Origin of the sequence: Saccharothrix luteola, assembly GCF_020859565.1 — a bacterium.
Taxonomy (GTDB): domain Bacteria; phylum Actinomycetota; class Actinomycetes; order Mycobacteriales; family Pseudonocardiaceae; genus Actinosynnema; species Actinosynnema luteola.
Window position 1 is genome coordinate 274,757 of sequence record NZ_JAJHUO010000011.1, and the last position, 6,900, is coordinate 281,656.

The window sequence follows — 6,900 nt, forward strand, 5'->3', positions numbered from 1 at the left end:
GTTCCCCCCCCCCCGCGGGGGGGGGGGCCCCGGGGGGGGGCACCCGGGGGGGGGGGGGGGGGGGGGCCCGGCCCCCCCCCCCCCCGCCACCGTGATCAAGCCCTGAGGCGATAGGCCCGCAGGACGGTCTGGTCGACGGTGTTGCCGTCCGTGTCGGAGGCGACGACCCGCAGCGAGACGTACCCGCCCGGCTTGCCGCCCGCCGGCACCACCGACCTCATCGGCTTCCAGGTCGCGCCGTCGTCGAACGACGCGAACGCCTTGACCTCGCGCACGGTCGCCTTGCCCGAACCCGCCTGCCGCGACACGGTGAACCGCACCGGCAGCGGCACCCCGGCCCGGGCGCTGTTGCGGAGGTCGAGCGGGATCTCGTAGTCCACCTGCAACAGCGGCAGCCTGCCTTCCGCCGTGGCCGCGCTGGTGAAGCCCCACGTCGAGTGCACGTTCGTGGACAGCTCCAGCTGCGGCGCGCCGCGCGCCGCGTCGACGGAGAGCTCGTAGCGGCCGGGCTCGGCGGGCACTTCCCACCGGCCCTGCCGCGGGTCGCCGGTGAACCCGAGCGAGACGCCGTCCCGCTTGAGGTCCATGCTGCCGTAGCCGGTGCTCGCCCAGGACTCGACCGCGCGGCTGGTGGCGAACGGCGAGATCCTCGCCTCGATGCCGTTCCCGGTGCGGGTCACGCCGCCGCCGGCCGCCCACTGCACGACCGACGTGCCGCCGAGCCGGGGCGCGGCGACCGCCGCGTTCCAGTCGCGCCGGTACTGCCTGCCCGGCTCGAACACGGCCGGTTCGAGGTCGGACCAGATGCCGACCAGCGGGTCACGCGCGTCCACGCCGAACATGCGGCCGATGAAGCCCTCCTGGTACCAGCCGATGTCGTGGCCCGCGCTGTAGAACTCGGTGCGCGCGATCGGTGCGACCAGCGCCTCGTCCAGCAGCACGCCCAGGCTGTTCACGGTGGCGCCGCGCACCATCGGGTACAGGCGCTGGCGGACCAGGCCGTCACCGCCCGACGACCGGTAGTGGGCCTTGACCTCGGCCAGCTCGCCGCGCTGCACCCGGTACGCCTTGCCGGCCGGCAGCACGCCACGTTCCGGGAAGAACAGGTTGTAGCTGACCGGCGACGAGTCGATCGCGCGGAGCTCGACCTCGCGCCCGATCGGCAGCTGCGCGGCGCCGTGGTCGGACGCCGAGAGCACCGGCAACGCGGTCTGCTCCGCGTTCGGGAACGGCAACGGCCCGGCCAGCAGCACGGCCGCGGCGCCCGCGTCCTTCAGCTGCTGCGCCACGGCGTAGAGGTCCTCGTCGCCACTCTCGACCAGCACGAGCGCGCCCTTGACGTCGCCGTCACGCCGGGCCGTGCGGAACTTGTGCGTGCCGGGCTTGAAGTACGGGCTCGCGTCGGCGTAGCGCACCGGCAGGTCGATCCCGCCCAACGCGATCCGGGGCTGTGCGGCCTTGAGCGTGGTCGAGTAGGACAGCTCCGGCAACGGGTCGCCGAACGACAACCCGTACACCGGCGTGGAGCCCTCGACCGGGCCGCTGACGCCGGAGTTCTTGCCCGGCTCCATCGGCACGCTCAGGTCGACTTCCCGGTGCAGCGGTCGGACGTCGCCGTCCTTGAGGTCGACCGTGATCGGCGCACCCCGCGCGGCGTCCAGCCGGACGTTCACATCGGCGGCCAGCGACACCTTCCCCGCGACCTCGGTGACCGAGATCGGCGTGTACCAGCTCGCGAGCGCGGAGTGCTGCTCGACGCGGCCGAGCACGGCGTAGTCGGAGACCGGCAGCTTGATCGTGCCGCGGCCCTCGTCGAGCAGGAGGGTGCTCGACTTGCCGGTCTTCAGGTCGACCAGGAGCAGGAACTCGTTCACCGGCGCCTTGCCGTCGCGCCCGGTCAGCTCGACGGTGAGCGCGTGGCGCTCCTCCTGCACGTACGCGCCGACCGACGTGGTGAGGCTGACGCCGTCGGCGGTCGCCTTGACGTGCCCGAAGAACGTGCCCAGGCCCTTGCGCGGGTCCAGTTGCACCACCAGCGGCGCGGCGCCATGCGCGGGCACCGTGACGGTCGACGGCAAGGTGAAGTCGGCGCCGAGGTCGTGCCGCAGTTCCAGCGTGACGGGCTGGTCGCCGTCGTTGTGGTAGGTGATCGTCTTCTCGTGCACCCCGGTGTGCGGCCATTGCACCAGACCGAACGAGAGGCTGCCGAGGTCCGCGCGCACCCGCTGCTCGACCGCGCGCCGCACGTCCAGCAGTCCCGTGCCGACGTGGTCGGGCGAGTCCGCGACCGGCTCGACCGACGTCATCAGGTGCGCCTTGAGCTGCGGCGCGGTCCACGTGGGATGGCGCTGCGCCAGGATCGCGGCGGCGCCCGCCACGTGCGGCGCGGCCATCGACGTGCCGGTCAGCCGGGCGTGCAGGTCGCCGACCGCCTCGTCCGGCAGGGTGCCGTTCGCCCGTGCCGCCACGATGTCCGTGCCGGGCGCGGCGATGTCCGGCTTGACCGCGTAGTCGCCGAACCGCGGCCCGCGCGAGGACGACTCGTTGAGCTGCCCCTGCTTGGTGAGGTTCGCGACCGCCAGCGCCCCGTCGGCCGCGGCGGGCGCCGAGACCTTGCGGTAGGTGTAGTCGTTGCCCGCCGCGACCACGAACAACGTGCCGGTTTCGGCGGTGAGCCGGTCGACGGCCTGCGACAGCGGGTCGGAGCCGTCGGACTGGTCGCCGCCGAGGCTCAGGTTGACGACCTTGGCCTTCACCTCGCGAGCGGCCCACTCCATGCCCGCGATGATCGCGCTCTCCGGGCAGCCGCCCGCGCCGCAGACCCGTCCGATGGCGAGCTTCGCGCCCTTGGCGACCCCGCTGTACCTGCCGCCGCGCCCGGCGACGGTGGCCGCGACGTGCGTGCCGTGGCCGATGTCGTCCTGGATGCCCTCGCCGGTGAAGTCCTCGGCGGCCACCACGACGCCCTTCAGCTCCGGGTGCTGCTGGTCGTAGCCGGTGTCCAGGACGGCGACGGTCACCCCGCCGCCGTCGAACCCGGCCTGCCACGCGCCCGGCGCGCCCACCATCGGCACGCTCTGGTCGAGCGTGATCCTCGCCTTGCCGTCGAGCCAGAGCTTGCCCGCGCTCGCGATGCCCACCCGTCGGTCGGCCCACTTGCGCGCGGCCTCGGACTTCACGACCGCGGCGGACGCTCGGAGCCCGTCCGTGAGCAGCGGGATCCGGTCGGTCCTCGCGTCGTCGTAGCCGAAGTCGAGCAGTGCCGTGATGTCGAAGAACCTCTTGTCGACACGGTCCTGCGCCAGCTCCGCGAGCGCGTCCTCCGGCACCACGAACTGGTGGTCCTCTTCGACGTACCGGACGAACTGCGCCCCCGGCCGCCCCTCGATGCGGACGAGCGCCCCCTGCTCGTCGACGACCACCTTGTCACCGGTGATCAACGTGACGGCCCGGGCCTGTGCCCCGGCCACCGGCGCCGCCTGTGCCGCCGCCGGGCTCACCAGCCCGGCCGCCAGCAAGGCGACCACCAACCAGCGTGCTTGACGCACCTGACCTCCCCAGTCGTGAACGCGCTATGCCGGTGGAGACTCTCCGACGCGCTCACAGGTTGCTCGCGCGGTGGAACCGGTCGTTCACGGTCCGGCGGACAAGAGTGATCACCTGCCCGTCCTGAAGAACCGCGCGACTTCTGTCAGGGTGGGAACGGTGGAACGGACGATGACCGCCGCGGTGCTCACCCGTCACGGAGGGCCGGACGCGCTCCAGGTGCGCGACGACTGGCCCGTGCCCGTCCCCGGTGAGGGCGAGGTGCTGGTCCGGGTGACGGCGGCGGCGGTGAACAACACCGACATCTGGACGAGGGAAGGCGCGTACGGCCTGCCCGGGCAGCCGGACGCCCTGGCCGGGTGGCGTGGCCCGCTGCGGTTCCCGCGCGTGCAGGGCGGTGACATCGCGGGCGTGGTCGACGCGGTCGGGCCCGGTGCGGCGCGCGAGCCGGTGGGCCGGCGGGTCCTCGTCGACCCGGCGATCTACCGGGACGGCGGGCCGCACGCGCCGCCGGTCGGGCTGCTGGGCAGCGAGGCCGACGGAGGGTTCGCCGAGCACGTCGTCGTCCCGGCCGACCAGGCGCACGACGTCACGGCGTCACCGCTGACCGACGAGCAGCTCGCCTGCCTGCCCGTGGCCTACGGCACCGCGATGGGCATGCTCGAACGCGCCGGTCTCCGGGCCGGTGAGACGGTGCTCGTCACCGGCGCGTCCGGTGGCGTCGGCCTGGCGCTCGTGCAGCTCGCCGCCGCGCGCGGCGCGCACGTCGTGGCCGTCACCAGTTCCGCCAAGGCCGACGCGGTCGCCGAGGCCGGTGCGGGCCGGGTCGTCACCCGGGACGCCGGCGACGTTGCCGAGCAGGTGCGCTCGGTCGTGCCGTCCGGGTTGGACGCGGTCGCCGACGTGGCCGGTGGTCCGGAGCTGGCCGCCCTGCTGCCGCTGGTGCGCGACGACGGGCGGTGGGTGATCGCCGGCGCGGTCGCGGGGCCCGTGGTGTCGTTCGACCTGCGCCGGCTCTACCTGCACAACATCGCCCTGATCGGCTCGTCCATGCACACGCGGGAGCACTTCGCCAAGCTGGTCGACACCGCTCGCGCCGGTGCGATCAGCCCCCGCGTCGCCGGGCGGCACCGCCTCGCCGCCGTCCACGAGGCGCAGCGGCGGTTCCGCGAGGGCCGGCACGTCGGCAAGATCGTCGTCCTGCCTTGACCGACGTGCCGGCCCCGCTCAGATCGCGGAGCAGTCGGCCTTGTCGGTCCAGTCGGTGCCGCACCGGTAGAGCGCGAAGGGCGTGTTGTAGCCGTACCGGGCGCCCAAGGTGTTGTACTCGCCGACGTCGACCCGCTGTGCCACGTAGTGGTCCGTCGCGGTGGCGGTGACCGTGTCGGTGTACGGCGGGCCGTTGGTCGTCGTGGTGGGGTCGGTCGGTGCGGTGCCGCCGCCGTCGATGCCCCAGAAGCGGGCCAGGTGGTAGGCGGCGCAGACGTTGACGTCGAGCATGTACGCGGCGGTGGCGCCGCACTGGGTCGCGCCCGTGCCGGGGTCGACGGGCTGGCCGTGGTTCATGCCGGTGATCGAGTAGTGCTCGACCGTGCCGCCGTAGACGCGGTGCGGGTAGCCGCCCACGGTGTCGCTGACGTCCGGGGTCTGGTCGGTGCCGTTGACGTTGGTCCACTGCTCGACCAGTTCGGTCCCGTTGAGCGGGCGCACGGTCGTGTCCGCCGTACCGTGCCAGATGGACACCTTCGGCCGCGGCCCGGAGTGCGAGAACGCCGCGCGGACCTTGTCGCCCCACTGGGCGGGGCTGAGGTTCGTGCCCGGGTTCATGCAGCCGAACGCGGACGCCACCGAGGTCGCGCAGTGGTACGGCAGCCCTGCCACGATACCGCCGCCGGAGAACACGTCCGGGTAGGTGGCCAGCATGACCGCGGTCATCGCGCCGCCCGCGGACAGCCCGCTGACGTACGCGGACGTGGCGCCGTTGTCCTGCTTGGCCCTGTCCACCATCTGCTTGATCGACAACGCCTCGCCGGAGCCGCGCCGGGTGTCGCCCGCCTCGAACCAGTTGAAGCAGGAGTTGGCGTTGTTCTGGGACTTCTGCTGCGGCGCCACGACGGTGAACTTCCAGCGGTCGGCCAACTGCAGCCAGCCGGTGGCCGTGCCGTAGCCCGTGGCGTTCTGCGTGCAGCCGTGCAGGGCGACGACGACCGGGCGGCCCGCGGGCAGCCCGGCGGGCGCGTAGCGGAACATCTGCAGGTTCCCCGGGTTCGTCCCGAAACCCGTGACCTCCTGCAGGGTCGCGGCGGCGGCGGGTCGTGGCGACGAGACCAGGGAGACGGCGGTGGCCAGCACCACCACGAGCACCGCGACGAGTGTCGCGGCGGGACCGCGAACGGCCGGGACGGGGCGACGATCCGACATGCGCATCCTCCACGTTGAGTGATGGCGGTCACTGGTGATACGCCGACGCTAGGAGTCCCGCGGGCCGTCCGTCGCTGGTGGACCGCGCCACTCTTCATCGCGCGCCGATGTGTGCAGCCGCCACAGCCGTGGAGCTCGCGTTCGAGAACCGCCCAATACCGGCGACCACTCCGATACTTTCGTAAGCCGTAGAAGGTAGTGCACTCGACCTCGTCTTGCGTTCTACCTGCGCTCATGCGTCTCTATAGGTGACTTCCATCCTTGACTCCGACGATCACCGGCCTTAGTTTTCGAAAGCGTCAAAGTCTGCTATCGCAACTTTCGGCCCGATGCCGGAGCAGTACCGGTCCGGTCGACCCCTTGGAGGAAGTGATGTCCAGAACTGCTGTCACCGCTGCCGGCAGGCCGGTGGCACGAGGAGGGCCGCGACGCGTCGCGGCCCTGGCCGGTGCGGTCGGGTTGCTCGGCGCGTTGGCCGTCGTCCTGCCGAGCGTGGCCAGCGCCGGCACCACGTTGGGCGCGTCCGCCGCGGAGAGCGGGCGGTACTTCGGCACCGCGGTCGCGGCCAACAAGCTGGGCGACTCCACCTACGTGGGGATCCTCAACCGCGAGTTCGACATGGTGACGGCCGAGAACGAGATGAAGATGGACGCCACCGAAGCCCAACCAGGGCCAGTTCAGCTACGGCAACGCCGACCGGATCGTCAACCAGGCCCGCAACCAGGGCAAGCGCGTCCGCGGCCACGCCCTGGCGTGGCACTCGCAGCAGCCCGGCTGGATGCAGAACATGTCCGGCTCCGCCCTGCGCAACGCGATGCTCAACCACGTCACCCAGGTCGCCACCTACTACCGGGGCAAGATCTACGCCTGGGACGTCGTCAACGAGGCCTACGCCGACGGCAGCAGCGGCGGCCGCCGCGACTCCAACCTCCA

General features: G+C 72.5%; 4 protein-coding genes and 1 pseudogene. 3 read left to right on the forward strand and 2 right to left on the reverse strand.

The genetic code is table 11. The annotated features are described in order from the left end of the window. Positions 1 to 95 precede the first annotated feature (95 nt). Positions 96 to 3,548, reverse strand: coding sequence for a S8 family serine peptidase (locus LNK82_RS17835; RefSeq protein ID WP_230568114.1), 3,453 nt, complete (start codon positions 3,546 to 3,548; stop codon positions 96 to 98). 157 nt (positions 3,549 to 3,705) lie between these two features. Here LNK82_RS17835 and LNK82_RS17840 point away from each other — a divergent pair, with 157 nt between their 5' ends. Next, the gene (locus LNK82_RS17840; RefSeq protein WP_308257231.1) at positions 3,706 to 4,755 is read left to right on the forward strand and encodes a zinc-binding dehydrogenase; all 1,050 of its coding nucleotides are present in this window, start codon (positions 3,706 to 3,708) and stop codon (positions 4,753 to 4,755) included. An 18-nt stretch (positions 4,756 to 4,773) separates the two neighbouring features. Here the strand turns inward: LNK82_RS17840 and LNK82_RS17845 are convergent, their stop codons facing one another. After that, complete coding sequence (locus LNK82_RS17845; RefSeq protein WP_308257232.1) at positions 4,774 to 5,967, reverse strand: extracellular catalytic domain type 1 short-chain-length polyhydroxyalkanoate depolymerase; 1,194 nt, start codon at positions 5,965 to 5,967, stop codon at positions 4,774 to 4,776. Between the two features lie 372 nt (positions 5,968 to 6,339). Here LNK82_RS17845 and LNK82_RS48290 point away from each other — a divergent pair. Next, positions 6,340 to 6,552, forward strand: a pseudogene (locus LNK82_RS48290) (hypothetical protein); the annotation flags it as partial. A gap of 115 nt (positions 6,553 to 6,667) precedes the next feature. Further along, a partial coding sequence (locus LNK82_RS48295; RefSeq protein ID WP_372470511.1) for an endo-1,4-beta-xylanase occupies positions 6,668 to 6,900 on the forward strand: 233 nt, incomplete at its 3' end.

Bases quoted from the DNA above. Each gene is read 5' to 3' on its own strand.
- LNK82_RS17845 (WP_308257232.1), bottom strand. From the start codon at position 5,967: ATGTCGGATCGTCGCCCCGTCCCGGCCGTTCGCGGTCCCGCCGCGACA.